Annotated in this window: 27 protein-coding genes and 1 pseudogene; 10 read left to right on the forward strand and 18 right to left on the reverse strand. The window is 67.3% G+C overall.

The annotated features are described in order from the left end of the window. The 3 genes and pseudogenes from AC1U2B_RS21195 to tpiA all read left to right on the forward strand — a co-directional run. Nucleotides 1-149: pseudogene (locus AC1U2B_RS21195) on the forward strand (type I glyceraldehyde-3-phosphate dehydrogenase); the annotation flags it as partial. A 29-nt stretch (nucleotides 150-178) separates the two neighbouring features. Continuing rightward, the gene (locus AC1U2B_RS21200) at nucleotides 179-1,405 is read left to right on the forward strand and encodes a phosphoglycerate kinase (protein ID WP_043396471.1); all 1,227 of its coding nucleotides are present in this window, start codon (nucleotides 179-181) and stop codon (nucleotides 1,403-1,405) included. Between the two features lie 3 nt (nucleotides 1,406-1,408). Then, nucleotides 1,409-2,194: a triose-phosphate isomerase gene (tpiA, locus tag AC1U2B_RS21205; protein WP_043988146.1), complete on the forward strand. Its 786-nt coding sequence runs from the start codon at nucleotides 1,409-1,411 to the stop codon at nucleotides 2,192-2,194. Nucleotides 2,195-2,216: 22 nt separating this feature from the next. Here tpiA and AC1U2B_RS21210 read toward each other — a convergent pair whose 3' ends face one another. Then, nucleotides 2,217-2,537, reverse strand: coding sequence for a hypothetical protein (locus AC1U2B_RS21210; RefSeq protein ID WP_480218341.1), 321 nt, complete (start codon nucleotides 2,535-2,537; stop codon nucleotides 2,217-2,219). Nucleotides 2,538-2,718: 181 nt separating this feature from the next. On the opposite strand from AC1U2B_RS21210, the gene secG reads away from it, so the two are divergent. The 4 genes from secG (at nucleotide 2,719) to ppc (ending at nucleotide 7,035) form a co-directional block, all read left to right on the forward strand. Then, nucleotides 2,719-2,955, forward strand: coding sequence for a preprotein translocase subunit SecG (secG, locus tag AC1U2B_RS21215; RefSeq protein ID WP_133764757.1), 237 nt, complete (start codon nucleotides 2,719-2,721; stop codon nucleotides 2,953-2,955). A 232-nt stretch (nucleotides 2,956-3,187) separates the two neighbouring features. Further along, nucleotides 3,188-3,796, forward strand: a complete 609-nt coding sequence (locus tag AC1U2B_RS21220) for an MspA family porin (protein ID WP_480218593.1) — start codon at nucleotides 3,188-3,190, stop codon at nucleotides 3,794-3,796. After that, the gene (locus tag AC1U2B_RS21225) at nucleotides 3,793-4,176 is read left to right on the forward strand and encodes a hypothetical protein (RefSeq protein WP_480218342.1); all 384 of its coding nucleotides are present in this window, start codon (nucleotides 3,793-3,795) and stop codon (nucleotides 4,174-4,176) included. The genes AC1U2B_RS21220 and AC1U2B_RS21225 overlap by 4 nt, the downstream gene beginning before the upstream one ends. Before the next feature lie 51 nt (nucleotides 4,177-4,227). Next, entirely contained in the window at nucleotides 4,228-7,035 is a 2,808-nt protein-coding gene (gene ppc / locus AC1U2B_RS21230; protein ID WP_480218343.1) for a phosphoenolpyruvate carboxylase, read from the forward strand. Between the two features lie 19 nt (nucleotides 7,036-7,054). Here the strand turns inward: ppc and AC1U2B_RS21235 are convergent, their stop codons facing one another. The 12 genes from AC1U2B_RS21235 to tkt form a co-directional block, all read right to left on the reverse strand. Further along, entirely contained in the window at nucleotides 7,055-7,222 is a 168-nt protein-coding gene (locus tag AC1U2B_RS21235) for a hypothetical protein (RefSeq protein ID WP_020100593.1), read from the reverse strand. 66 nt (nucleotides 7,223-7,288) lie between these two features. Next, nucleotides 7,289-7,489 carry a hypothetical protein gene (locus AC1U2B_RS21240; protein ID WP_480218344.1) on the reverse strand — a complete coding sequence of 67 codons (201 nt, stop codon included), beginning with the start codon at nucleotides 7,487-7,489 and terminating at the stop codon, nucleotides 7,289-7,291. A 125-nt stretch (nucleotides 7,490-7,614) separates the two neighbouring features. Further along, entirely contained in the window at nucleotides 7,615-7,773 is a 159-nt protein-coding gene (locus AC1U2B_RS21245; RefSeq protein ID WP_204354787.1) for a DUF6131 family protein, read from the reverse strand. Nucleotides 7,774-7,818: 45 nt separating this feature from the next. After that, entirely contained in the window at nucleotides 7,819-7,992 is a 174-nt protein-coding gene (locus AC1U2B_RS21250) for a CsbD family protein (RefSeq protein WP_480218345.1), read from the reverse strand. Between the two features lie 67 nt (nucleotides 7,993-8,059). Then, nucleotides 8,060-8,512, reverse strand: a complete 453-nt coding sequence (locus AC1U2B_RS21255; protein ID WP_480218346.1) for a hypothetical protein — start codon at nucleotides 8,510-8,512, stop codon at nucleotides 8,060-8,062. 238 nt (nucleotides 8,513-8,750) lie between these two features. After that, nucleotides 8,751-10,145, reverse strand: a complete 1,395-nt coding sequence (locus AC1U2B_RS21260; RefSeq protein WP_480218347.1) for an HNH endonuclease signature motif containing protein — start codon at nucleotides 10,143-10,145, stop codon at nucleotides 8,751-8,753. Nucleotides 10,146-10,340: 195 nt separating this feature from the next. After that, the gene (locus AC1U2B_RS21265) at nucleotides 10,341-10,709 is read right to left on the reverse strand and encodes a hypothetical protein (protein ID WP_043987396.1); all 369 of its coding nucleotides are present in this window, start codon (nucleotides 10,707-10,709) and stop codon (nucleotides 10,341-10,343) included. A gap of 2 nt (nucleotides 10,710-10,711) precedes the next feature. Continuing rightward, nucleotides 10,712-11,446: a 6-phosphogluconolactonase gene (gene pgl / locus AC1U2B_RS21270; RefSeq protein WP_480218348.1), complete on the reverse strand. Its 735-nt coding sequence runs from the start codon at nucleotides 11,444-11,446 to the stop codon at nucleotides 10,712-10,714. Beyond that, complete coding sequence (gene opcA / locus AC1U2B_RS21275) at nucleotides 11,439-12,350, reverse strand: glucose-6-phosphate dehydrogenase assembly protein OpcA (RefSeq protein WP_480218349.1); 912 nt, start codon at nucleotides 12,348-12,350, stop codon at nucleotides 11,439-11,441. Before opcA ends, pgl begins: the two co-directional genes overlap by 8 nt. Further along, on the reverse strand, nucleotides 12,350-13,909 hold the full coding sequence (gene zwf / locus AC1U2B_RS21280; protein WP_480218350.1) for a glucose-6-phosphate dehydrogenase: 1,560 nt from the start codon (nucleotides 13,907-13,909) through the stop codon (nucleotides 12,350-12,352). Before zwf ends, opcA begins: the two co-directional genes overlap by 1 nt. A gap of 30 nt (nucleotides 13,910-13,939) precedes the next feature. Next, entirely contained in the window at nucleotides 13,940-15,049 is a 1,110-nt protein-coding gene (gene tal / locus AC1U2B_RS21285) for a transaldolase (protein WP_260938953.1), read from the reverse strand. A gap of 22 nt (nucleotides 15,050-15,071) precedes the next feature. Continuing rightward, the gene (tkt, locus tag AC1U2B_RS21290; protein WP_480218351.1) at nucleotides 15,072-17,165 is read right to left on the reverse strand and encodes a transketolase; all 2,094 of its coding nucleotides are present in this window, start codon (nucleotides 17,163-17,165) and stop codon (nucleotides 15,072-15,074) included. A gap of 228 nt (nucleotides 17,166-17,393) precedes the next feature. Here tkt and AC1U2B_RS21295 point away from each other — a divergent pair, with 228 nt between their 5' ends. Both AC1U2B_RS21295 and AC1U2B_RS21300 read left to right on the forward strand, forming a co-directional pair. Next, on the forward strand, nucleotides 17,394-18,398 hold the full coding sequence (locus AC1U2B_RS21295) for a heme o synthase (RefSeq protein WP_480218352.1): 1,005 nt from the start codon (nucleotides 17,394-17,396) through the stop codon (nucleotides 18,396-18,398). A gap of 33 nt (nucleotides 18,399-18,431) precedes the next feature. Continuing rightward, on the forward strand, nucleotides 18,432-19,361 hold the full coding sequence (locus AC1U2B_RS21300) for a DUF1214 domain-containing protein (RefSeq protein ID WP_480218594.1): 930 nt from the start codon (nucleotides 18,432-18,434) through the stop codon (nucleotides 19,359-19,361). Here AC1U2B_RS21300 and AC1U2B_RS21305 read toward each other — a convergent pair. Continuing rightward, on the reverse strand, nucleotides 19,358-20,332 hold the full coding sequence (locus AC1U2B_RS21305) for a quinone oxidoreductase family protein (protein WP_043987402.1): 975 nt from the start codon (nucleotides 20,330-20,332) through the stop codon (nucleotides 19,358-19,360). The two genes, AC1U2B_RS21300 and AC1U2B_RS21305, sit on opposite strands and share 4 nt — an antisense overlap. 18 nt (nucleotides 20,333-20,350) lie before the next feature. Here AC1U2B_RS21305 and AC1U2B_RS21310 point away from each other — a divergent pair, with 18 nt between their 5' ends. Further along, nucleotides 20,351-21,289, forward strand: a complete 939-nt coding sequence (locus AC1U2B_RS21310; protein WP_480218353.1) for an ATP-grasp domain-containing protein — start codon at nucleotides 20,351-20,353, stop codon at nucleotides 21,287-21,289. Here AC1U2B_RS21310 and AC1U2B_RS21315 read toward each other — a convergent pair. Genes AC1U2B_RS21315 through mptB form a run of 4 tightly spaced genes read right to left on the reverse strand, consistent with a single transcriptional unit; the run spans nucleotide 21,239 to nucleotide 25,619 of the window. Further along, a complete protein-coding gene (locus AC1U2B_RS21315; protein ID WP_480218354.1) occupies nucleotides 21,239-22,180 on the reverse strand; it encodes a COX15/CtaA family protein in 942 nt (313 codons plus the stop codon). The genes AC1U2B_RS21310 and AC1U2B_RS21315 overlap by 51 nt on opposite strands. Before the next feature lie 54 nt (nucleotides 22,181-22,234). Continuing rightward, nucleotides 22,235-23,017 (reverse strand): ABC transporter permease, encoded by a 783-nt coding sequence (locus AC1U2B_RS21320; protein ID WP_260972619.1) that lies wholly within the window; start codon nucleotides 23,015-23,017, stop codon nucleotides 22,235-22,237. Then, nucleotides 23,014-23,943 carry an ABC transporter ATP-binding protein gene (locus tag AC1U2B_RS21325; RefSeq protein WP_043987409.1) on the reverse strand — a complete coding sequence of 310 codons (930 nt, stop codon included), beginning with the start codon at nucleotides 23,941-23,943 and terminating at the stop codon, nucleotides 23,014-23,016. Before AC1U2B_RS21325 ends, AC1U2B_RS21320 begins: the two co-directional genes overlap by 4 nt. Beyond that, nucleotides 23,940-25,619, reverse strand: a complete 1,680-nt coding sequence (mptB, locus tag AC1U2B_RS21330; RefSeq protein ID WP_480218355.1) for a polyprenol phosphomannose-dependent alpha 1,6 mannosyltransferase MptB — start codon at nucleotides 25,617-25,619, stop codon at nucleotides 23,940-23,942. Before mptB ends, AC1U2B_RS21325 begins: the two co-directional genes overlap by 4 nt. Nucleotides 25,620-25,676 lie beyond the last annotated feature (57 nt).

The following is a 25,676-nucleotide window of genomic DNA, read 5'->3' on the forward strand; positions in this document are numbered from 1 at the left end:
TCGTCACCGACCCGCACAGTTCACTGTTCGACGCCGGACTGACCAAGGTCATCGACAACCAAGCCAAGGTCGTCTCGTGGTACGACAACGAATGGGGCTACTCCAACCGCATCGCCGACCTGACCGCACTGGTCGGCAAATCGCTGTAGATCGCAAGTGAAGCAACAGAAAGACAGGTATGAGCATCAAGACCCTCGATGAGCTGTTGGGCGAAGGTGTAGAGGGGCGGGGCGTTCTGGTCCGTTCCGACCTCAACGTCCCGCTCGACGATGACGGCAACATCACCGATGCCGGCCGGATCATCGCCTCCGTGCCGACGCTGGCCGCGCTGGCCGACGCCGGCGCCAAGGTCGTCATCACCGCACACCTGGGCCGGCCCAAGGGCGGACCGGACCCCAAGTTCTCACTCGCGCCGGTCGCCGCGGCGCTGGGGGAGAAGCTGGGCCGGCACGTCCAGCTCGCCGGTGACGTCGTCGGCACCGATGCGCTCGCCCGCGCCGAGGGCCTGACCGACGGTGATGTGCTGCTGCTGGAGAACATCCGCTTCGACCCGCGTGAGACCAGCAAGGACGACGCCGAGCGCGCGGCCCTGGCCCGCGAGCTGGCGGCTCTGGTGGAGGGCCCCGATGGCTCGCCGGGTGCGTTCGTCTCCGACGGCTTCGGGGTGGTGCACCGCAAGCAGGCATCGGTGTACGACGTCGCCGGCATCCTGCCGCACTACGCGGGCACGCTGGTGGCCACCGAGGTCAAGGTGCTCGAGCAGCTGACCAGCTCGACCGAGCGGCCGTATGCCGTCGTGCTCGGTGGCTCGAAGGTCTCCGACAAACTCGCGGTCATCGAGAACCTCGCCACCAAGGCCGACAGCATTGTCATCGGCGGCGGCATGTGCTTCACCTTCCTTGCGGCCCAAGGGCTTTCGGTCGGTACCTCGCTGCTGCAGGAGGAGATGATCGACACCTGTAAGCGACTGCTGGACACCTACGCCGACGTCATCCACCTCCCCGTCGACATCGTCGTGGCGGACAAGTTCGCCGCCGATGCCGAACCGGAGACCGTGGCCTCCGACCGCATCCCCGACGGCAAGATGGGCCTGGACATCGGCCCGGAGTCGGTCAAGCGCTTCACCGCGCTGCTGTCGAACGCCAAGACCGTGTTTTGGAATGGCCCGATGGGCGTCTTCGAATTCCCGGCCTTCGCCGACGGCACCAAGGGCGTCGCCGAGGCCATCATCACCGCCACGTCCAAGGGCGCGTTCAGCGTCGTCGGTGGCGGCGACTCTGCGGCCGCGGTGCGTCAGCTCGAACTCGCGGAGGACGGCTTCTCCCACATCTCGACCGGTGGCGGCGCGTCGCTGGAGTACCTCGAGGGCAAGACGCTCCCGGGCATCGAAGTACTGGAGTCGTAGGACATGGCACGCAAGCCGCTCATCGCCGGCAACTGGAAGATGAACCTCAACCATTTCGAGGCCATCGGACTGGTGCAGAAGATCGCATTCGCCTTGCCGGACAAGTACTTCGCCAAGGTCGACGTCACCGTCCTGCCGCCGTTCACCGACCTGCGCAGCGTGCAGACGATGGTCGACGGCGACAAGCTCCTGCTCACCTACGGCGCCCAGGACGTGTCCCAGCACGACTCCGGCGCCTACACCGGTGAGGTGAGCGGCGCGTTCCTGGCCAAGCTGGGCTGCACGTTCGTCGTCGTCGGGCACTCCGAGCGCCGGACCTATCATCACGAGGACGACGCCCTCGTGGCCGCCAAGGCGAAGGCCGCGCTCAAGCACGGCCTCACCCCGATCGTGTGTATCGGCGAGGGGCTGGACATCCGCGAGGCCGGCAACCACGTCGAGCACTGCACCGGCCAGCTCACAGGCTCGCTGGCCGGGCTCTCCGCCGAGCAGATCAGCCAGGTCGTGATCGCCTACGAACCCGTCTGGGCCATCGGCACCGGCCGGGTGGCCAGTGCCGGGGATGCCCAGGAGGTGTGTGCGGCCATCCGCTCGACCCTGGCCGAACTCGCGTCGCCCGAGATCGCCGCGACCGTGCGCGTGCTCTACGGCGGCTCGGTCAACGCCAAGAACGTCGGTGAACTGGTTGCGAAGCCGGACATCGACGGTGCGCTGGTCGGCGGTGCGTCGCTCGACGGCGAGCAGTTCGCGATGCTGTCGGCGATCGCCGCGGGTGGGCCGCTGCCGTGATTCAGCGGTGAGGGGGCCGGCCCTAGTTGGCCGGCTCCAACACCATGGTCGGCAGGTTGCCCCTGTTGATTCCTCCGGGTAGCGGCCTCGTCGTCGTGGTCGTCAGCGGTGCGTCAGCTGCCTTGGCAGGTGGCGCGTGGCAGCCGGTCTCGGGGTCCATGCCGGGGATGCCTCCTGACTCTATGCAGCACAGGTCGGCGTTCCGGACGGTCTTTTTCATGCAGTTGTCGTACGCCTCGATGTCCCACGTGTCATCGCTGGGTGCGGCGATCGAGACCGGTGCTGTGGTGACCGCCAATGCGGCAGCCAGCAAAGCTGCTGAAGCAAATTTGAGGACGGACATGTTGGCCTCCAAAGGGGCCGAGTAGTGGATGCTGATCTGTTCATAGTGCGCCGCCACCGCCGCCCGTATCGCCGAAACTGTGAATTTTCTGGCAAATCCAGCAACGCGGTCGTGGCCATGATGACGGCCCGACGGTGGTCCGCGGCAGGGGCACGGGGCCCTACCCGGTAAGCTGTGAGTCATGATTTTGGCCCTGCAGATCACGTTGATCATCACCAGCCTGTTGGTGGTGTTGCTGGTGTTGCTCCACCGGGCCAAGGGTGGCGGTCTGTCGACGCTGTTCGGCGGCGGCGTGCAGTCCAGCCTGTCCGGCTCCACCGTCGTGGAGAAGAACCTGGACCGCCTGACGTACTTCATCACCGGGATCTGGCTGGTGTCGATCGTCGGCATCGCGCTGCAGATCAAGTACGGCGCCTAATTTTCAGATTTTCCGAACCGGCCACGCCTGTCAGGCGTGGCCGGTTTTGTTTGTGCCGCTGCCACTGACAGGAAGCGTCCAGCCGGTGCTGGGCTGGCACTTATGCCGATGACAGGGCGCGCTTAGCGCCGGCTCCTACGCTCGCCTCGATACCTGGCGGCGTCGCCGGGACAGTGGTCGCTTACGTCGGGCGGAGTCTGTGGTGAAACGTGTGCGTATCGGCGCGGGTGCGATGGCGCTGCTCTCGATAACCGGTGGCCTGGCCGGCGGGGTGGCGCGAGCCGATCCGCTACCGGTCGCCGACGTCCGGCAGGCCATCAACACCGAAGACGGTTGGCGCCTTGGGGTTTCGCTCACCCAGATGGCCGTCAACTCGGTGCCCAACATGGCTGCTACGGCCTTCACCCGCGAGGGGTTCGTCACCGGCCGGGCCGAGGCCACCATCGACGGGAGTGGCTCGTCGGCGGTCAACAACGGGACGTTGATCGTGGGCTTGCAGCTGGGCTGCCAGGTCGACCTCAGCGAGGGCGCCAGCGTCGGAGGCGATGCCGACATCGGCGTCAACCCCGGATTCAGCGGGAACGTGCTGAATGCCATCGGTCCGTACGCCGATCTGGAGGGCAACGTCTCGGTGAACCTGTTGCCGGGCACCATCACCAACGTGGTGCTGGGGAAGAAGACGCTGAAGGGCCGCACCGGTGGCATCACCGTCCACGACGCACACGTCAAGGTCGACGCCTGCGGCGGAGCAGTGGCCATCCGGTTCTTCTCCACGGTGACCATCGACACCGACAAGAACGACGACAGCGTCAACGCGTACGGGGACATCCTGCAGCTATGAGCGCCGTGCGAATGCCTGTCATATCCGGACGCCGATGGCTCTCGGCGGTCGGCGTCGTGGCCTGGGCGGTGTCTGTTTGGCTCACGATTTCTCCGCCGCAGGCAAGCGCGGACTGCACCGGCGCGGGTGACTTCGGCGCCGGATCGGGTTGCGCGCCACCAGGCGGCGGCAGCTCGTCGGCCAAGGCCTGGCCGCCGACCGCGGTGGATTGGCCGCCCAACGTGGATTCAGACAGCAGCGGCGGGGGTGGCGGCGACAACCGCGATAGCGCGGCGTCCCCGATTGTGTTGCCGGACGGGCAGAAACCATCGGCGCCGCCGTCGACGACGAATCCATCGACGACGTCGTCAACCCCGATCGTCCCGGTTGGTTCGCAGTGAACCAGGCTGCCGTGCCCTGCAGTACCGGCGTCCACCGTCGATACTGAGGTGATGGCAGAGCTTCCGAACGTCCCCGACACCGCGCTGCTGCCGATCGGATCGGTTCAGCGCACCGAACTCGGCCGTGAGGCCACCGAACCGATGCGCGAGGACATCCGGCTGCTCGGCGCCATCCTCGGCGACACCGTGCGCGAACAGAACGGCGACGCCGTCTTTGACTTGGTGGAACGGGCGCGAGTGGAATCGTTCCGGGTGCGGCGCTCGGAGATCGACCGGGCGGAGCTGGCAGCGCTGTTCTCCGGCATCGACATTCATCAGGCGATACCGGTGATCCGGGCGTTCACCCACTTCGCGCTGCTGGCCAACGTCGCCGAGGACATCCACCGCGAACGGCGGCGCGCCGTGCACGTGGCGGCGGGTGAGCCGCCGCAGGACAGCAGCTTGGCCGCGACGTACCGCAAGCTGGATCAGGCCGGCGGATTGGACTCGGCGGCCGTCGCTGACGCGCTCCTTGGCGCCCTGGTCTCGCCGGTGATCACCGCTCACCCCACCGAAACCCGGCGTCGCACCATCTTCGACACCCAGAACCGGATCACCGACCTGATGCGGCTGCGGCTGCACGGACACACCCTGACGCGCGACGACCGCGACATCGAGACCGAGTTGCGCCGGCACATCCTCACCCTGTGGCAGACCGCGCTGATCCGCTTGTCGCGGTTGAAGATTCAAGACGAGATCGCCACCGGTCTGCGCTATTACCCCGCCGCGTTCTTCGATGTCATCCCGCAGGTGAACGCGGACGTGCGGACCGCGCTGCAGGCGCGCTGGCCGGATGCCCAACTGCTGGAGACACCGATCCTGCGGCCCGGTTCGTGGATCGGCGGTGACCGCGACGGCAACCCCAACGTCACCGCCGACGTGGTGCGACTGGCCACCGGTAGCGCGGCCTACACCGCGTTCGACCGTTACTTCGCCGAACTCCTTGCGCTGGAACACGAACTGTCCATGTCGGCGCGGCTGGTCCGCGTCAGCGATGCGCTGCAGGCGCTGGCCGACCAGCATCCCGAACCGGCCCACGCCGACGAACCGTACCGTCAGGCGCTGCACGTGATCCGCGGACGCCTGACGGCCACCGCCGCCGAGGTCCTCGACCGCCAACCCGAACACGAGCTGGACCTCGGGCTGCCGCAATACACCTCGCCTGCCGAGTTGCTGGCCGACCTGGATGTCATCGACGCCTCGCTGCGCGCCGGCGGCACCAGTGTGCTGGCCGACGACCGGCTGGCCCGGTTGCGAGAGTCTGTGCGAGTCTTCGGTTTTCACCTGTGTGGCCTGGATCTGCGGCAGAACTCCGAAGTACACGAGCAGGTGGTTGCCGAGCTGCTGGCGTGGGCCGGCGTGCATCCCGACTACGCATCGCTGCCGGAGGACGAACGCGTCGCCGTTCTGGTCACCGAACTGTCCACCCGCCGGCCGTTGGTGAGCCGGGACGCCGAGCTGTCAGAGCTGGCGCGCAAGGAACTGGACATCGTCGCCGCGGCAGCCCGGGCGGTCGAGGTCTTCGGGCCGCCGGCCGTTCCCAACTACATCATCTCGATGTGCCAGTCGGTGTCCGACCTCTTGGAAGCTGCGGTGCTGCTCAAAGAAGCAGGCCTGCTGGACGCGGCCGGGCCCGAACCGTACAGCCCGGTGGGCATCGTGCCGCTGTTCGAGACCATCGACGACCTGCAACGCGGATCGTCGATTCTGGAAGCGGCCCTTGCTATTCCGCTGTACCGCTCGATCGTCACCGTCCGCGGCGACCACCAGGAGGTGATGCTGGGCTACTCGGATTCGAACAAGGACGGCGGCTACCTGGCGGCCAACTGGGCGCTGTACCGGGCCGAGCTCGATCTCGTGGAATCGGCCCGCAAGACCGGTATTCGGCTGCGGCTGTTCCACGGTCGCGGCGGCACCGTCGGCCGCGGCGGTGGCCCGAGCTATGACGCGATTCTCGCGCAGCCGCCCGGTGCGGTCAGGGGCTCGTTGCGGATCACCGAGCAGGGCGAGGTCATCGCCGCCAAATACGCCGAACCGCATGCCGCACATCGCAATCTGGAGACCCTGCTGGCCGCGACTCTGGAGTCGACGCTGCTCGACGTCGAAGGGCTCGGGGACGCGGCAGCACCTGCTTACGACGTGCTGGACGACCTCGCCGCGCGGGCCCAGCGGGCCTACAGTGAATTGGTCCACAACACACCGGGATTCGTCGAGTACTTCAAGGCGTCGACGCCCGTGAGCGAGATCGGTGCGCTCAACATCGGGAGTCGCCCGACGTCGCGCAAGCCGACCACGTCGATCGCCGATCTGCGGGCCATCCCGTGGGTGCTGGCCTGGAGCCAGTCGCGGGTCATGCTGCCCGGTTGGTACGGCACCGGGACGGCCTTCGAGGAATTCATCGAAAGCACCGACAGCGGCCTCGCGGTGCTGCAGGACCTGTATGCGAAGTGGCCGTTCTTCCGGACCGTGCTGTCCAACATGGCGCAGGTGCTGGCCAAGTCGGATCTCGGCCTGGCAGCGCGGTATTCGGAGCTCGTGGACGACGAGGCGCTGCGCCATCGGGTGTTCGACAAGATCGCTGCCGAACACGAGCGCACCATCCGGATGCACGCCCTGATCACCGGGCAGGATGACCTGCTCGCCGACAACCCGGCCCTGGCGCGGTCGGTGTTCAACCGGTTCCCCTACCTGGAGCCGCTGAACCACCTCCAGGTCGAGCTGCTGCGCCGCTACCGGTCAGGCGACGAAGACGAACTCGTGCAACGCGGCATCCTCCTGACCATGAGCGGGTTGGCCACCGCGCTGCGCAACAGCGGGTAGCGGCGATTTTGGCCCGCCGTTAGACGAACGGCGTCGAGCCGTGGTGGGCGGCGCGCGCCGGCCGGCTTGCCCGGCCTTTGACGAGCAGGAGAACGCTCTTTTTCATCAACATCGCCCCGAGGGCGATGAGTAAGACGATGGCTGCGATCGCGACGACGACGATCAACGCCTGGGTGCTGATGATCATGCTGGCTTCTTGGGGTGGTTGAGTAGGGTACCGAGCTTCAGATCGATCGGATTTGAGCGATGGGTTTCACGAGCTAGGTTGGGGCACAACACAGTCCGTCACCTTCGGATTGACACCCAGGTAGTTGAGTGGTCCTGCGATCACGGTGACCGCGATGGTCCCCACGCTGGCACAGTTCTGCTCGGCGTGGGTGAAGTAGCCGCGTTGGCCAGTGGCGAAGGCGCCGATGACCAGCCATACGACTACCAATAGCCCTGCATATCGCATGATGTTTCTCCTCTGACGTTCGGCCGGGCAGCTGCGGGGAGTTGCGTCACCTGGCAGTGGTAAGTGGTCGCGCCGTGTCCACGCCGCGGTGAATCACCATCGGCGAGATGTGTTGCCGGCCAGTGCTAGTAGTAGTGGCGGCGGCCGAAGGCGGGGCGTCCCATCCGTCCCATGGCCATCAGTACCAAGCCGATGACGAGAAGGACGACCCCGATGGGTACCAGGGGCAGGTTGGTGTTGAGCAGCAGTCCAGCGATGATGAGGACGATTCCGACGACGATCATGGCGTCTACCTCGTTTCGATGCCGATGTGGTTGGGGGATGGCCGGCTAGGGTTTGAAAGCGTTTTTGATGTGGGAGCCGGCCTGTTTGGCGTTGCCTTTGAACTGATCGACTCGGCCTTCGGTGCGCAACCGGGTGTTGCCGGTGCTCTGGCCGATGAACTTCTTCAAGGCGCCTTTGACGGCCTCGGCCTTGTTGGCCAGTGTTCTGGTGATGCTCATTGGCTGTCGCCTTCCTTCTTTTGGTTACGCCGCGACTGCGGCTGACGCTGGTGATCGCAGGCGGGTGTTACCGCGGCTTGTCGGCATGCGCGGTGCCCGCAGGTCGCGGACCGCGCGTCCACCGCTGGAGCAAGGCAAACCTGCTGTGCCCCAACGTAGTTTGCTGTCGCTTCACCGGTGATCCGGTGGTGGTGTCGGCCTGCTGATGCTCGAGTCGTTGGTCGCGCTCCTGGTTGAGCAACGCGGTTTCACGTTGGGAATCCTTGAGCTGGTGTCGGGCATCTCGCCCGCGTCCCGCGGTACGCCGCGCGCCTGCCAGCAACACGGCAAGACCCAGCATCGCTACTGCGCCGACCACGATCCCGGCCAGGAACACCGCGCCGGTCGACCCGGTGACGTGATAGCCCAGGAGCGAGAAGTTGTCGGTCAGCGGATGGGCGGCCCCGGCGTTGGTGAGCACACCGGCGAATCCTGCGATCACCGCCACGAGCAGTACGACGAGTCCAATGATGACGATCATGGTGGCACCTCAGATACTGCTAGAAGTCCAGTACACGCCCCATTTTCACTGCTGTCAACAGTGTAGAACTACAGCATTGACCTACGTTGTCGCGAGTAGCTGACCAGCCTCTTCGGTGATGCGGTAGCAGGCGTGGGGGCGAGGTGCGGTTCGCGGCGCGCCACGCGGTATTTGTCTGCCGCGCAGTTCATCGGCCGACCGGGCGCTCGGCAACGGTGGGGCGCTGTGTAGCGCCCAATCAATTTGTGGGACTGTCACTTTCGCCGTCGCCCTCACCTTCGGCGGGGTAGAGCTGCGGGTGCCAGTATTGGTTGGTGCGGGGTTGGTCGACGTCGAGCAGCGGTGGTGGGGTCCAGTGGGCGCGGCCGTTTTTCATGGTGGTGGTCCAGCCGCCGGTGTCGGCGAGGCGGTTGTCGCAGCCGCACGCCAGGGCGAGATTGGTGATGTCGGTGGGTCCGCCTGCGCACCAGTCGGTATTCACGTGGTGGGCCTGGGAGCGCGAGGCGGGGGCGGTGCAGTTGGGGCGGGTGCAGCCGTGATCGCGGCCGAACAAGGCCAGTCGCTGTCCCAATGATGCGGTGCGTCGGGCGCGGCCCAGGTAGAGGGGGACGTTGGTGTGCTTGTCGCACACCAGCAGGTAGGGGTGGGCTCCGCGGGCGGCCATCCGGATCAGGTCGGGGATCGGGAGCTTGGAGCCGGTGTGGGTGAGGGCCAGGCCGGCGCCGCGTTCGAGTTCTTGCAGGGTGGTGGTGACCACGACGGTGACGGGGAGACCGTTGTGATCGCCGAGGTTGGTTCCGAGGGCGATGCGGCCCATGGCGGCGAGGGCGTCGTGGTTGCGTTGGTCGGCGCTGCGGGTGTCGTTGTCGATCTGGGCCTGGGTAGGCGTACCGGACTGGCACGGTGTGGGGTCGGCGGGGTTGCACATGCCGGGGGCGCCGAGTTTGGCCTGGACTGCTTCGAGGGTGGCGCGCGCTTCGGGGTCGAGCCAGCCTTCCACTTTGGACATTCCGTCGGGTTGCTGCCTACTGATGCGGAAAGCGCGTTTGCGGGCCCGTTCGGCGTCATCGGGTAATGGGCCGTCCTGGTCGAGCAGGTACAGCTGCAGATCGGCGGCGGCTTTGAGTTCTTCGGGAGTTTGGCCTGCGGCGGCGTTGGTGATCAGGGTTGCTTCGCACTGGCTGCTGGTGGTGGTGTCCACCCAGTCGGGCAGGTTCTCGAAGAACGTGTTCATGACCGCGATGTGTTCGGTGCCGATGGCGCCGGCAGCTTGGGCTGCGGCGATGTGTTCGTGTGCCGGTGCCAGCGCCTCGCCGGTGATGGTGGTGCGCGGGCCCAGGTCGGCCATGTCGCGGACCCGTCGCCGGGCGTCCTTCGCGGAGATGTGCAGGCGGATGGTCAGCACGTCGGCCCAGCTCTTGGCGCCGACCTCGCGCGGGGAGGTTTGCGTGTGCAGGCCCGCCAGGAGGGCGTGGTCGGCGACCGGCATACGACGGGCCAGCACTTCCCGGCGTGAGAGCAGCTCGAGTTGGTCAGCGACTGATAGGCCGCTGTAGTCGAACTCGTTGATCTCGGTGATCGCATTCTCCAGCGCCGCGTGCGCGGCGAAGATGGTGGCGCGGTCGGTGGCCATATTCGAACAATAGTTCGAAGTACTGACAAGAAATCGTGGGAAATGTGACGCTAGTTACCTACTGTGACCAGCGAAAACAAAGTGACCAGAGTTTTTTGGGCGGTGCACGGATGGCGGTGGAAATCGTGGCCCAACTGCGCCTTGGGACGCCGTTGGTCTGTGCCCGAGGACTGTCGTGGGTAGGCGGCAGGCGCGCTACGGCGCCCAACCGCGAACGGACTTCAGCACGCCACGCACGGCACTCTCGGTGACCGCGATGGGCGACAGCACCGTCTCGGCGACGCCGACGATGGCCTCGACGCGCGTCACGATCGCCTCCATCCGATCGACGACTCCAAAAATGCGGGGCGCGAGTTCGTCGATCTGGGTGATGGTCTCGTTGAACCGCGACATCGTCGTGTCGAGATTGTCGGTCAGCCCGCTGAGGGTGGCCAGCGTGCCTTCCATGTCGACCAGCAGCGCATCGACCTGCGAGACCGTGACGTCGGCGTTCAGTGCCGCCTGCGTGAGCGTCCGGATGCGGCCGCCGACCGGACGGGTCCGGCCATCGCCTTTGTCGACCATGGCTACAGTTTCGCCGCCGCGGCCGCGTCGAGCAACCACACGGTTGCCTCGGTGCCGATTGCGCCGGCCGCTGGAATGTCATCTGCCGCAGCGCCTCCGACCGCGGCTGCCACCGCGTCGGCCTTCTCGGCGCCGGCCACGACCAGCCACACCTGACGGGAGCGACGGACAGCGGGCAGGGTCAGCGTGATCCGTCGCGGCGGCGGCTTGGGGGAGTCGGTGACGGCGACGACGTACCGCGCGGTCTCGCGGACCGCGTCGCTGTGCGGGAACAGCGAGTTGACGTGACCCTCGCCGCCCATGCCCATCAGGTGCACGTCGAATTCTGGTGTGGACGCGCCGTTTCCGGACACGACGGCCAGCTCACCTGCGTAGGCGGCAGCCGCGGCGTCGATGTCGTCACCGAATTTGCCATCGCTTGCGGCCATCGCGTGCACGTTGTCGGCCGGAATGGCAATGGAATCCAGCAGCGCTTCCCGGGCCTGTTTGATGTTCCGGTCAGCATCGTCGGCCGGGACGTAGCGGTCGTCGCCCCAGAACAGGTGCACTTTGGCCCAGTCGATCGGATGTCCGCCGACATGCTTGAGCAGCTTGATGCCGGTACCGCCGCCGGTCAGCACGATGTAGGCCACGCCGCGGGCCTCGATGGCGCCGTTGATGGCCGCCACGAGGCGGTCGCCCACTGCAGTCACCAAAGCGTCTGCGTCGGAGTACTTTTCGATGATCTGCTCAGACATAAACGACCTTGTCCAGGCCCTGCAGGGCGCGGTGGTAGATGTCGTCGGCGTCCAGCCGCCGCATCTCTTCGGCGAGGCAATCGCGGGCTTCTCGGCGTGCCAAGGGAATCCGGGCATCGGGCCGGCCGGTGCGGGTGAGCTTGGCGGTGACGCCCTTCTGCGGCCGACTCAGCGCGATGACCTCGCTGGGCCGTACCAGCTCGACCTTCAGGTCGCCGACCGTCCGAGTTACCTGGCCGTCGATGCAGCTGGCCAGCCAACCCGCCAGGATGTCCAGTGCCGGTTCATCTTTCAGCCCGGACACCAGCGCCGAGGTGATGGGTTCGTAGGGCGCCTGGTCGAGAGCTGAGGCGAGCAAGGCCCGCCAATACGTGACTCGGCTCCAGGCGAGGTCGGTGTCGCCGGAGGTGTAACCGGCCAAGCGACTCTTGATGCAGCTCAGCGGATCGGTTCCGTTGGTGGCGTCGGTGATCCGCCGGATCGCGAGCTTGCCCAGCGGGTCGGCTGCAGGCACTGCGGGCGCAATGTCGGGCCACCAGGTCACCACTGGGGTGTCGGGCAGCAGAAACGGCGTGACGACGCTGCTCGCGTGGCCCGCCAGCGGGCCGGAAAGCCGAAGCACCACAACCTCATTGGCGCCGGCATCGCGTCCTACCCGCAGCTGGGCGTCCAGTCGCGCCTCGGTGGCGAGCCGGTCGCCGGGAATGACGACGATAACCCGGCAGGGGTGCTCGCGGCTGGCGGTGTTGGCCGCCTCGATCGACTCTTCCAGCATCACCTCGGTGTCCGGGGCGACCACGAGCGTCATCACCCGGCCCAGGGTGATGGCGCCCCCTTCTTCGCGCAGCGCGACGATCTTCTTGTTGATGGCACCGGTGTTGGTGTCGGGCAGATCGACAATCACTACGGTCGCCTCCATTCGCGGCCCGACCGCTGCAGCATCTCGAATGCCGAATCCGGGCCCCAGGTGCCGGATTCATAGGCGTCGGGCTTACCCCCGGCCTTATCCTGCTCGGCCCAGTGCTCCAGCGCGGGATCCAGGATTTTCCAGGACAATTCGACCTCGGCATTGACCGGGAACAGTGAGGGCTCGCCGAGCAGGACGTCGAGGATCAGACGCTCATACGCTTCGGGAGAGTCCTCCGCGAACGCCGAGCCGTAGGAGAAGTCCATGCTGACGTCGCGGACCTCCATGAGGTGGCCCGGCACCTTCGAACCGAACCGCAGTGTGATGCCTTCGTCCGGTTGCACCCGAATGACCAATGCGTTCTGACCGAGCTCGTCGGTCATGGTGGCATCGAACGGCAGGTGCGGCGCCCGCTTGAACACGAGTGCGATCTCGGTGACCCTGCGGCCCAACCGCTTTCCGGTGCGGAGGTAGAACGGCACTCCGGCCCAGCGGCGGGTGTCCACCTCGACGGTGATCGCCGCAAAGGTCTCGGTGGTGGAGGTTTTGGAAAAGCCTTCCTCGTCCAGCAGTCCGACGACCTTCTCGCCACCCTGCCAGCCCGCCGCGTACTGGCCGCGCGAGGTGGTCTCGTCGAGCGGTTCGGCCAGCCGGGTCGCCGAGAGCACTTTGATCTTCTCGGCCTGCAGCTCGGCAGGGGAGAAGCTCACCGGTTCCTCGAGTGCCGTCAGCGCCAGCAGCTGCAAGAGATGGTTCTGGATGACGTCCCGGGCCGCCCCGACACCGTCGTAGTAGCCGCCGCGGCCGCCGAGCCCGATGTCTTCGGCCATGGTGATCTGCACACTGTCGACGTAGTGCGAGTTCCACACCGGCTCGAACAGTTCGTTGGCGAATCGCAACGCCAAGATGTTCTGGACGGTCTCCTTGCCCAGGTAGTGGTCGATGCGGAACACCGACGACTCCGGGAAGACACTGTTGACGACGCCGTTGAGTGCCTCGGCACTGGCCAGATCGTGGCCGAACGGTTTCTCGATGACCACCCGCGACCAGCAGCCGTCGGGCTTGTTGGCCAGGCCCGACTTGGACAGCTGCTCGCACACCTGCGGGAACGCGTTCGGCGGAATCGACAGGTAGAACGCGTGATTGCCCCCGGTGCCGCGTTCCTCGTCGAGCTTGCGCAAGGTGTCGCGCAGTCGCTCGAAAGCGGCGTCGTCGTCGAACGTGCCCTGCACGAACCGGAAGCCCTCGGCCAACCGGTCCCACACCTCCTGGCGGAACGGGGTGCGGGCATGCTGCTTGACCGCGTCGTGTACGACGTTGCCGAAATCCTCATCGGCCCAATCCCGGCGGGCGAAGCCGATCAAGGCAAAGCTCGGCGGCAGCAAGCCCCGGTTGGCCAGGTCGTAGATCGCCGGCATCAGCTTCTTACGGGCGAGATCGCCTGTGACGCCGAAGATCACCACCGCGCACGGGCCGGCGATGCGGGGCATGCGCTTGTCGCGCTTGTCCCGCAGGGGGTTCACCCAATCCGCCGGCCGCCCGCTGCAGTCAGTCATTGCGTGTGCCTCGGCTCGTCGCGCCAGCGCTCATCGCAAGGCGTCGAGTTGACCTTGCACAGCCTCGAGCAGTTCGCCCCACGACTTCTCGAACTTGTCCACGCCCTCGACTTCGAGGAGGTTGAACACGTCGTCCAGGTCGATGCCGACGGCCGACAGCTCGTCGAACACGGCCTGCGAAGCGGCGGCTGTTCCCGAGATGGTGTCGCCGGTGACCTGACCGTGGTCGGCGACTGCTTCCATGGTCTTCTCCGGCATGGTGTTCACGGTGTCGACGGCCACCAGCTCGGTGACGTACAACGTGTCCGAGTAGTCCGGGTTCTTCACGCCGGTCGACGCCCACAGCGGACGCTGCACCCGGGCACCCTCAGCCTTGAGGTTCGCGAACTGCGGACCGCCGAAGACCTGCTCGTAGGCCGCGTACGCGAGCCGGGCGTTCGCGACGCCGGCCTTGCCGCGCAGGCCCAGCGCCGAGCCGCCGAGCTTCTCCAGCCGGGCGTCGATCTCGGTGTCCACGCGGGACACGAAGAACGAAGCGACGGAATGGATCTTGGACAGGTCGTGCCCGGCCTCGCGGGCCTTCTCCAGGCCCGTCAGGTAGGCGTCCATCACGGCGCGGTGGCGTTCCACCGAGAAGATCAGGGTGACGTTGACCGAGATGCCCTCGGCGATCACCGCGGTGATGGCGGGCAGGCCCGCCAGCGTCGCCGGAATCTTGATCAGCAGGTTCGGCCGGTCGACGATCTTCCACAGCTCGATGGCCTGCAGGATCGTCTTGTCGGTGTCGTGCGCCAGCCGCGGGTCGACCTCGATGGACACCCGGCCGTCGACGCCGCCGGAGGCCTCGTAAGCCTTGGCCAGCACGTCGCAGGCGTTGCGGACGTCATCGGTGGTCGCGCTGCGGATCACCGCGTCGACGTCGGCGCCGCGCGAGGCGAGTTCACGCACCTGCTCGTCGTAGGCGGTGCCCGAGGTGAGGGCCGCCTGGAAGATCGACGGGTTGGTGGTGACACCCACAACGCTGCGGGTGTCAATGAGCTGCTGCAGGTTTCCGGTCTGCAGTCGCTCACGGGAAAGGTCGTCGAGCCACACGGAGACACCGGCGGCGCTCAGCGCCGCGAGGTTCGGGTTCTGAGTCATCTGAATGCTCTCTTCTGTCGACTTAGTTATCGAGCGATCGTTCCGCGGCGGCCACAACCGCTTCCGCGGTGAAGCCGAACTCCCGGAACAGGGTCTTGTCGTCGGCCGATGCGCCGTAGTGCTCGATCGAGATGATCTCGCCGGTATCACCGACCAGCTTGTGCCAAGGCTGGGCGATGCCTGCCTCGACCGCAACTCGTGCGGAGACGTCCGGGGGCAGCACTGCGTCCCGGTACTCCTTGGGCTGTGCCTCGAACCACTCCAGGCACGGCATCGACACCACGTAGGCGACGATGTCCTTGTCCGCCAACAGCTTCTGTGCCTCGACGGCCAGCTGCACCTCGGAGCCGGTCGCGATGATGATCACGTCGGCGTCGTCGGCGGGGTTGCCGCCGCCGAGCACGTAACCACCCTTGGCGGCGCCTTCAGCAGTAGTGCCCTCCAGAACGGGTACCCCCTGACGGGTCAGGATGAAACCGGTCGGGTTGTTGCCGTGGGTGCGCTGCAGGATGGTGCGCCAGGTGTACGCGGTCTCGTTCGGGTCGGCGGGACGCACCACCGACAGGTTCGGGATCGCGCGCAGCGCCGCCAGGTGCTCGATCGGCTGGTGCGTCGGGCCGTCCTCGCCCAGGCCGATGGAGTCGTGGGTCCAGATGTAGATCGGGTCGATGTTCATCAGCGCGGCCAGGCGCACCGCCGGACGCATGTAGTCGGCGAACTGCAGGAAGGTGCCGGCGAACGGACGCGTCGGGCCGTGCAGCACGATGCCGTTGAGGATCGAGCCCATGGCGTGCTCGCGGATGCCGAAGTGCAGCACCCGGCCGTACCAGTCGGCGGTGTAGTCCTCGGTCGAGATCGACGGCGGCCCGAACGACTTGACCCCGTTGATGGTGGTGTTGTTGCTGCCCGCGAGATCGGCTGAGCCGCCCCACAATTCGGGCAGCTTGGTGGCGACGTCGTTGAGCACCTTGCCGAACGCGGCGCGGGTCGCGACGGCCTTGCTGCCCGGCTCCCAGTACGTCAGGTCCGCGTCCCAGCCCTCGGGCAGCTCGCCGGCGTACAACCGGTCCAGCAGCTTCTTGCGCTCGGGCTCCTTGGCAGCCCAGGCCTCGAACGAGACCTGCCACTCGTCGTGCGCCTTCTTGCCGCGGGCGACGAGCTCGCGGGTGTGGGCGATGACCTCAGGCTTGACGTCGAAGCTCTTGTCCGGGTCGAAGCCCAGCACCTTCTTGGTGGCCGCGACCTCGTCGGCGCCCAGCGCCGAGCCGTGCACGCCACCGGTGTTCATCTTGGTGGGAGCGGGGTAGCCGATGATCGTGCGCACCGAGATGAACGACGGCCGGTCGGTCACGGCACGTGCGGCCGCCAGGGCCTCTTCGATCGCGGTGACGTTCTCGCCGCCGTCGACCTCCTGGACATGCCAGCCGTAGGCGCGGTACCGGGCGCAGGTGTCCTCGGACAGCGCGATGTTGGTGTCGTGCTCGATGGAGATCTTGTTGTTGTCCCACAGCACGATCAGGTTGCCGAGCTGCTGCGTGCCGGCGAGCGACGACGCCTCGCTGGTCACGCCCTCTTCGATGTCGCCGTCCGAGGCGATGACGTAGATGAAGTGGTCGAACGGGCTCTCACCCGGCGCGGCGTCGGGGTCGAAGAGCCCACGCTCGTACCGGGCGGCCATCGCCATGCCGACCGACGAGGCCAGGCCCTGGCCCAGCGGGCCGGTGGTGATCTCCACACCCTTGGTGTGGCCGTACTCGGGGTGGCCCGGGGTCAGCGAACCCCAGGTGCGCAGGGCTTCGATGTCGGCCAGTTCGAGGCCGAAGCCGCCCATGTACAGCTGCAGGTACAGCGTCAGGCTGGAATGCCCACAGGACAGGACGAAGCGGTCGCGGCCGATCCAGTGGGTGTCCGACGGATCGTGCCGCATCTGGCGCTGGAACAGGGTGTAGGCCAGCGGGGCCAGGCTCATGGCGGTTCCGGGATGGCCGTTTCCGACCTTCTGAACCGCATCCGCGGCCAGCACTCGTACGGTATCGACGGCGGCCGAGTCCAACTCGGTCCAGTCGCCCGGGTGCTGCGGGCGGGTGAGTTCGGAAATCTCTTCGACTGTGGTCACGGGCGCACTCCTACTGAGGGACGTCTCGGGCTCGGCACATCGCAAGCGAGCTGCATGACTACCCTAGTGCGCGCCGCTCGTGCGGTGCAGACCGCTTCACCTTTGGCCTGTCCGCGATTGGGTTTCTGTTCACCTGAAACCACCCTGCGGTGTCGAGCACTCAGGTAGCCGGTCTACCATCGTCTGTAGTAGAGGCTGCGCGGCCGTGACATCCGAGGAGATATCTGCGTGAGCATTCGCGAGCGCCGTTCTGTCCACGGGGCGCACGGTTTCGGTCCCGGAGCTGCGGCGTCTGACGAGTCAGCCACCAAGTCGCCGAAGCGGGTTCGGGACACGTTGCTGGCCTACATCGCCCTCACCAAGCCGCGGGTCATCGAACTGCTGCTGGTGACCACGATCCCGGCGATGCTGCTGGCCCACCGCTTCGACTGGGTGGCCAGCCAAGGTCCCATCAAACCGCTGTTGATCCTGAACACCTTGTTCGGCGGCATGCTCGCAGCCGCCGGTGCCAACACCCTGAACTGTGTCGCCGACGCCGATATCGACAAGGTGATGAAGCGCACGGCCCGCCGGCCACTGGCCCGGGCGACGGTACCCACCCGGAACGCGCTGATCTTCGGCCTGGTGCTGACCGTCACGTCGTTCCTGTGGCTGTGGCGCACCTCGAATCTGCTGTCGGGCCTGCTGGCCCTGGCGACCATCGCCTTCTACGTGTTCGTCTACACGCTGCTGCTGAAGCGCCGCACCTCGCAAAACGTGGTGTGGGGCGGGGCGGCCGGCTGCATGCCGGTGATGATCGGCTGGTCTGCCGTCACCGGCACCATTCAGTGGCCGGCGCTGGTGATGTTCCTGATCATCTTCTTCTGGACGCCGCCGCACACCTGGGCCCTGGCCATGCGCTACAAGGAGGACTACGAAGCAGCCGGGGTACCGATGCTGCCCGTCGTCGCCACCGAGCGCGAAGTCACCAGGCAGATCCTGATCTACACCTGGGCGACCGTCATCACCACGCTCGCCCTGGCGTTCGCCACCGGCTGGCTGTACGCGGCCGTCGCGCTCGTCGCCGGCGTGTGGTTCCTGGTCATGGCGCACCAGCTGTACTCCGGCGTGAAGCGCGGCGAGCCCGTGAAGCCGCTGCGCCTGTTCCTGCAGTCGAACAACTATCTCGCGGTGGTGTTCTGCGCCCTGGCGGTCGACTCGGCTCTCGCGCTGCCGATGGTGTTCGGCCGCTGACGGACCCGCTAGTTTTGGGGCATGCCCCAACTGGTGAGCCCTGACAACTTCGCCCGCGCCGAATCGGATCTGTACTTCTCCGGCATCGTGAACGACGGAGGCGTCGGTAGCGTTCTTCACCACCGCGAACTGAGCTCGATCGACCACCAGATCGTCATCCGGCAGAACCGCGACACGCTCTACTCGGCGGCGGTGTTCGACCTCGATGCCGGACCCGTCACCGTCACCTTGCCCGACAGCGCGGGCCGCTTCATGTCGCTGCAGGCCATCAGTGAGGACCACTACACGACCCAGGTCGCCTACGCCCCGGCCACGGTGACCCTGACGCGAGAAGCCGTCGGTACCCGCTACGTCGCGACGGCGATCCGCACGTTGGTCGATCCCAACGACGCTGCCGATCTGGCGGCCGTGCACGCACTGCAGGACGCCATCACCGTCGCGCAGGACGCGCCCGGCAGCTTCGAGGTGCCGCAGTGGGACGCGGTGAGCCAGAAGACGGTGCGCGACGCGCTCGTCACCCTCGCCACCACGCTGCCGGACACCAAGGGCATGTTCGGCACCGTCGCCGACACCGAACCGGTGCGCCACCTGATCGGGTCGGCCAATGCCTGGGGCGGCAATCCCGAACGTGACGCGTTCTACCTGACCGTCGTACCGGCGCGCAACGACGGCACCACGGTGCACCGGCTCACCGTCAAAGACGTTCCGGTGGACGGCTTCTGGTCGGTCACCGTCTACAACAAGGACGGCTACTTCACGGCGAACGACCAGAACGCCTACTCGCTGAACAACATCACCGCGGTCAAAGACGCCGACGGCAGCGCCACCATCCAGTTCGGCGGCGCCGACCGTCCCAACCTGCTGCCGATCACCCCGGGCTGGAACTACACCGTCCGGCTCTACCGCCCGCGGCCCGAGATTCTCGACGGCAGCTGGACGTTTCCCGCGGCCCAGCCGGTCTAGGGGACCAGCACCACCGAACCGACGGTCAGACGGGCCTGCAGGTCGGCATGTGAGCGGGCGGCGTCGGCCAGCGGGTAACGCTGGCTCACCGTCACGTTGAGGGTGCCATCGGAGATGGCCTGCAGCAGTTCGCCTGCCCGCCAGGAGAACTCGTCGGTGTTGCGGGTGTAATGCGCGAGCGTCGGCCGGGTCAGGAACAGGGATCCGCCACTGTTCAGGCGCTGTGGATCGATCGGCGGCACCGGGCCGCTGGAGGCGCCGAACAGTGCCAGGGTGCCCCGCACCGCGAGGCTGGCCAGGCTCGCCTCGAACGTGGAGGCGCCCACTCCGTCGTACACCGCGGCGACGCCGTTGCCGTCGGTGAGTTCACGGATTTTGGCGCCGAACTCGGCGGGATCGTCGGGATAGTCCAGCACCTCGATGGCGCCGGCCTGCCGCGAGAGCGCAGCCTTGTCGCTGTTGGAGACCGTGGTGATGACGCGCACCGCCATGCTGGTGGCCCACTGGGTCAGGATCAGCCCGACGCCGCCGGCGCCGGCGTGCAGCAGCACCGTGTCGCCCTGCTGCACGGGGTACGTCGACTTGATCAGGTAGTGGGCCGTCATGCCCTTGAGCAGGGCCGCCGCGGCGACTTCGGGCTCCACGCCGTCGGGCACGTAGGCCACGTAATCGGCCGGCGCGACACAGTATTCGGAGTACGTGCCGTCCGCCGCGGCGGTGACCACCCGGTCACCGACAGCCAGCGCTGCCACGTCGTCGCCGACGGCGGCGATGGTTCCGCAGACCTCCTGGCCCGGGATGTAGGGCACCGGACGCGGGTACAACCCGGAGCGGAAGTACGTGTCGATGAAGTTGACGCCGATGGCCTCAGCCTTGATCAGGACCTCACCCGGACCCGGGGTGGGCTCGGGACGTTCGACGAAGGACAGGACTTCCGGACCGCCGAGTTCGGCGACTTCGATGGCGTGCATGCCACCTATCATTCCAACGTGAAACTCGCGCGGCCCGATATCCGTCATCCCCGTGTCGTTTTGGCAGGTTGTCAGGCTCTCGTCGAAGGCGACGGAGACGACGACGGGTTGGTCAGGGCGTTGCGCGACCGCGGTTTGCATGCCCACTGGCTGGCCTGGGATGACCCGGCCACACTGCAGGCCGATCTGGTGATCCTGCGGGCCACCTGGGACTACACCGAGCGACACGACGAATTCCTGACGTGGACGAAGAAGGTGCGCAATCTGCTGAACGCGCCCGAGGTGGTCGCGTGGAACACCGACAAGCGGTACCTGGCCGATCTGGCGGCCGCCGGGGTGCCGACGGTGCCCAGCGGTTTCTTCGCGCCGGGGGAGTCGGTGTCGGTGCCCCGCGGCGAGGTGGTGGTCAAGCCCGCGGTGGGTGCCGGTTCGGTTGGGGCGCAACGGTTCACCGATGCTGCCGCGGCCGCTGAGCATGCTGCCGCACTACAGTCCGACGGCCGCACCGCGCTGATCCAGCCCTACGACGAGCGCATCGAGGCAGGGGAGACCGCACTGGTGTTCCTGGCCGGCAAGCAGTCGCACGCCTTCATCAAGGGGCCGATCTTGCCGCCGCCCGGCGGCAGTCTGGAGATGCACGATTCCGGCACCTACGCCGAGGAACAGCTGCAACCGGCTGACCCGGACTTCGAATTGTGGGACGTCGGCTACGCAACGCTGGCTGCCGCGGCCGCCCATCTCGGCATCGAGCCGACGGAATTCCTGTACGCCCGGGTGGACGTCATCGGCGACCGTCGGGACCCGCGGTTGCTCGAGCTGGAATTGGTCGAGCCAGGGCTGGGCTGGCGACAACTGGCCGAACCCGAACGGGCTTTGGCGCAACGGCAATTCGCCGTCGGCGTCGAGTCAGCCCTGGAGCGGCTCGACCTCGGTCCGCTGCCGCATCGACGCCCATAGCGCGGCGGTGCACGCCGTGCAGGCGGCGGCGCCCGCCACGTGGAATGCGACGAGAACCGCCGGGACCCCGGTGAAGAACTGCACGACGCCGATCGTGCCCTGTGCGCACACCACTGCCACCAGAACCAGCAGGCGCTTGCGGACAGCGGCCGGCGCACCGACGGCGACCAGGCCGAAGCCCAGACCGACCAGCAGCGAGAGATAGATCCACAACAACGACGAGTGCGCGTGCACGAGCGTGGTGATCTCGACCTGAAGTCGTGCAACGGGCCGTTCGATGCTCTTGTCGCCGGCATGTGGCCCGGCTCCGGTCACCAACGTCCCCGTCACCAGCACGAGAGACAGCACCGTCGCACTGAGTGCAGTCAGGCCGCGCAGTGCTTTGGGCACCGTCGTGCGGGTCACGCCCTGATCGGGCTCGCCGATCTTCACGTAGAGCAGCACTGCCAGCCACACCATCAGCATCGACGCGATCAGGTGGATGGCGACGGTCCACCAGAGGAGGCCGGTGAGCACCGTGATGCCGCCCATCACCGCCTGCAGCACCGTCGACGCCGGCATCAGCCAGGCGTAGACGAGGACCTCGCGCCGGCGCCGCGCCCGGGTGACGGCAAGTACGGCGGCGATCGCGGTGATCACGACGGCGAAGGTGATCATCCGGTTGCCGAACTCGACGGCCTGGTGGATTCGCGGCACCGCGGGGTGCGCGATCGGGACGAAGCTGCCCGGGAAGCACTGCGGCCAGGTCGGGCACCCGAGGCCGGATGCGGTCACGCGGACGACAGAACCCGTGACGGCGATACCGGCCTGAGTCAGGACGACGAGCGCGGCGATCAGGCGCTGCGCACGCAAGCTCGGGTCGGGCAGCAGATCAACCAGGCGGCGAAACACGGTCCAAGCGTAGGTGACGGCTAACTACCGCTTGTAGTAGAGGGTCTGCGCCCGTCAGCTGAACCGGAACCAGCGCATCGCGGCGAGCCCGGCGATCACGCCCCAGGCGGCCAGTACCGCGATGCCGAACCAGTCCACCGACAGCGTCATCGCCTGCGTGAGAGCCTCGGTCAGCGCGCCTGACGGCGTCAGCCGGGCCACCCAGCGCAAGGCCTCGGGGACCACGCGGTGCTCGATGGTCAAGGCACCCAGGCCGGCCAGGATGAACCACAACAGGTTCGCCAGGGCCAGCACAATCTCGGCTTTCAGCGTCCCGCCGAGGAGCAGGCCCAGCGCGGCGAACGAGGCGGTGCCGATTGCGATGACCACAGCGCCCAGCAGCAGGCTGAGCGGGCTCGGCCGCCAACCCAGCGCAATACCGATGCCGCCCAACACAACTGACTGCAGAAACACCGTGGTGACCACGGCCAGCGACTTGCCGGCGATGATGCCCCACACCGGCAGCGCGGTGGCGCCGAGGCGCTTCAGTGCGCCGTAGCGCCGATCGAACGCGACGGCGATGGCCTGTCCGGTGAACGCGGTGGAGATCACCGCCAGCGCCATGATCGGCGGCGTGAACGTCCCCGGGCGGTGATCGCCGAGCGAGCCGATCGGCAGCAGCGTGAGCCCGACCAGCAGCGTGATCGGGATGAACATCGTCAGCAGCAACTGCTCGCCGTTGCGCAGCAGCAGCTTGAGCTCCAGGCCGTACTGCGCCGCCAACATCGCGGGGATCGGCGCGGGCGTCGGGTCCGGGGTGAAGGTCCCCGGTGCGAACCGGTTCGTCTCGGTTGTCACGGCCGCAGCTCCCGTCCGGTCAGGTCGAGGAACACGTCCTCGAGGCTGCGCTGCTCGACGCGCATGTCAGTGGCGAGCACGTTCAGGCGGGCGGCCCAGGCGGTGACGGTGGCCAGCACCTGCGGGTCGATGTGCCCTTCGACGAGGTACTCGCCGCTGGCGGCTTCGCTGGCGCGGTAGTCCTCGGGCAGCGCGGAGACCAACAGCGACAGATCCAGCTTGGGCGGTGCGGAGAAGCGCAACTGGTTCTCGGCGCCACCGCGCATCAGGTCGGCGGGCGTGCCTGCCGCCACCGCGGCGCCGTGGTCGATGATGACGATGCGGTCGGCCAGTTCCTCGGCCTCGGTCAGCTGGTGCGTGGTGAGCACGACGGTCACGCCGTCGCGGCGCAGGCCTTCGATCAACTCCCACACCACGATTCGGGCGTGGGCGTCCATGCCGGCGGTGGGTTCGTCGAGGAACACCAGCTCGGGGCGTCCGACGATGGCGCAGGCCAGTGCCAGGCGCTGCTGCTGGCCACCGGACAGCCGGCGGTAGGTGGTGCGGGCGGCCTCGGTCAGGCCGAGGGTGTCCATCAGCCACTGCGGATCGAGCGGATTGGCCGAGTACGCCGCGACCAGGTTCAGCATCTCGCCGGCCTTGGCGGCGGGGTAGCCGCCGCCGCCCTGCAGCATCACGCCGATGCGTGCGCGCAGCTTGGCGTTGTCGGCGGTCGGGTCGAGGCCCAGGATCGAGATGGCGCCCGAGTCGGGTTTGATGAAGCCTTCGCACATCTCGACGGTGGTGGTCTTACCGGCACCGTTGGGTCCGAGCAGGGCCAGCACCTCGGCGCGCTGCACCTCGAGATCCAGGTTGTTCACGGCCTGGATCTCGCCGTAGCGCTTACTGACGCCGCGCAGCAATACGGGCGTCTCAGTGGAACTCACGGGGATTCAGCGTAAGCGTCGGGCCTGGCAGCGGCGCTACCAGGGGCGTCACCATCGTCTGAATCCGGCAATCCGCGCCACGGCAGGCGATTGCGGGTCAGCGCGATCAGCAGCACCACGATGACGGTGCTGGCCAGCGTGGCATCGAGGATCTGGAACAGCGCGAACCGGTCTCCGTTGGCCGTCGGGCCGAAGACGCCGACGACGAACGTCACCACGATGGTCGTGCCGCGGAAGCCCGGCCGGGTGGCCCAGCAGGCCAGCGGGATGATCGCCCACAGCAGGTACCAGGGCTGCACGACGGGGAACAGCAGAACCGTCGCACCCATGGCGACCCCGAGGCCGCCGAGCGGATGCAGCCGGCCGCGCAGCACCGACAGCAGCAGCCAGCTCACCAGCACGCCGATGACGAAGACGCCGATCCCACGGGTCAGCCCGAGCACCGCGGTGGTGTGGTCGCCCAGCCCCAGCAGGATGCCGACCTGTCCGGTCCCGAGCGCGACCAGTGTCGGCGGAGACATCCAGGACCGCACCACGTTCGCGGTGCCGAGGGTGAACAGCCAGCCGAAGCCGAGGCCGCTGGCCCAGCCGATGAGCGCCATGACCGCCAGCGCGACCACGCCCAACGGCACGCAGGCTTGGAAGAAGGCCTTGACCGTCCCGCCGAGCCGGCGCGCGAGGGCCATGGCCACGAACCCCAGCGCCAGCAGGGACGGCAGCTTGATCTGGGACGACATGGCGATGAGCACCGTGCCGGTGAACAGCATCGCCAGTGGCCACCAGGCGGCCCAGTCCTCACGGTGCCGCGGCCAGCTCAGCGGCCGGGGGATGAGGGGCCGGCCGGAATCGATGCCCCGCATGGCGAATTCGGTGCCGGCGAGCATCAGCCCGAGCATCGGCGCCTCGTTGTGGATACCGGCGATGAGGTGCATGAAGAGCAGCGGATTACACGGTCCCAGCCACAGGGCGCTCACCTCGCCGACGCCGCAGCGGCGGGCCAGGCGCGGGGTTGCCCACACGGTGGCTGCGACGCCCAGCAGCACGACCAACCGGTGCGAGAGCACTCCGGCGACGATGTTGTCGCCCGTCAGCTCGGAGATGCCGCGTCCGATCCATAAGAACAGCGGGCCGTACGGGGCCGGGGTTTCCCTCCACAGGCTCGGCACCGTCAAAGTGAAGACGTGGCCGAGCCCGAGGCCCGTGGCCGGGCCGACGCGGTATGGGTCCAGGCCGATGCTGGCGATCTGACTCTGCGCCAGGTAGGAGTACACGTCCTTGCTGTACATCGGCGGCGCGATCAGCAGGGGTAGGGCCCACAGCATCAGCGTCTGGTCCAGTTGGCTGCGGGACATGCGGCGTTTGCCCAGCGTGTAGCGCCCCAACATGAGCCAGGCCAGCGCCATCATGACGGCACCGGTGGTCGTCATGGTCAGCGAGACGGTCTGGATGCGCGACGGCAGGTTGAGCAGGCGCACCCCGAACGTCGGATCCTGCACGACGGGCCGGGCGCCGGCGCCGAGAGCACCGATGGCCATCAGTACCGTTCCGGTGGCGCCGAACCGCCGGGTCCGGCGCAGCGAGGCGACCTCGGACGCGTTGAGCGGGGAGGCGACGGGCGGCTCGTCGGCGTGCCAATGCGCGACGGCCGTGCTCAGATGCTGAAGGCGGTCGGGCATCAGAGCAGATTAGCCGTAGGCCGATTCTGGATCGCCCAAGTCCGCGGCGGCGGTGAT

Source organism: Mycolicibacterium sp. P4_G11 (assembly GCF_056555145.1).